At 55.2% G+C, this 825-nt stretch carries 1 protein-coding gene; it reads right to left on the reverse strand.

The features are described 5' to 3' along the window. Positions 1-16 precede the first annotated feature (16 nt). A protein-coding gene (locus C9427_RS33570; protein ID WP_107653189.1) for an IS5 family transposase occupies positions 17-768 on the reverse strand; the annotation gives its coding sequence in 2 pieces (ribosomal slippage) (positions 17-438 and positions 438-768; 753 coding nt in all). Positions 769-825: the final 57 nt, after the last annotated feature.

Genomic DNA, 825 nt, shown 5'->3' on the forward strand with positions numbered 1-825 from the left:
TAAGGCTTGTTGAGATTCACCGTGAGTTTATGACGGCGGCTGCGAGATTGATGAAGGCTGCGAAGCTCTGATCGGTTTTGTCGGCGCGCATGGCGATACGCTTGAATTCCTTGAGCTTGCAGAAGAAGTTCTCGATCAGATGGCGCCATTTGTAGAGTTCCTTGTCGAGCGGCAGGGGAAAAGTACGACGTGAGTGCTGTGAAATAACGATTCTGGCGCCGCGCTCATTCAGGTCGGCAATGATGGTGTTGCTGTCGAAGGCTTTGTCGGCGATCAAGCCGCCGAAACAGACACCATTGATGAGCGGTGCAACACCCACCGTGTCGAACCGCTGGCCGGGCAAAAGAACAAAGCGCACAAGATTGCCAAGTGCATCGGTGAGTGCCAGGATTTTGGTTGTCATGCCGCCCTTGGAGCGGCCTATGGCCTGGCTTTGAGTCCCCCTTTTGCGCCCTGGCCGTGGCGGTGGACCTTGACGATGGTGGCATCGACCATGGCGTATTCCATATCCGGCTCATCCGAGCAGGCCTCGAAAAGCCGAATGAAAACATCGGCTTTGACCCAATCGCGGTATCGCTTGAAAACCGTGTTCCAGCTCCCGAAGAAGGCTGGAAGGTCGCGCCACGGGCTTCCTGTCCGCACGATCCAAAGCAACGCCTCAATGAAGCGGCGATTGTCGCCACCACTTCGTCCGGGATCGGCTGGTTTACCCAGACAATGCGGTTCCATCTTCGCCCATTGGGCGTCCGTCAGCACAAATCGTTCCATCCAAAGCTTGAATCACAATCAAGCCAAAAGTGGAATCCTGAATCTCAACAAGCCTTA

The sequence above is a fragment of the Mesorhizobium helmanticense genome, from assembly GCF_003034915.1.
Classification (GTDB): Bacteria; Pseudomonadota; Alphaproteobacteria; order Rhizobiales; family Rhizobiaceae; genus Mesorhizobium; species Mesorhizobium helmanticense.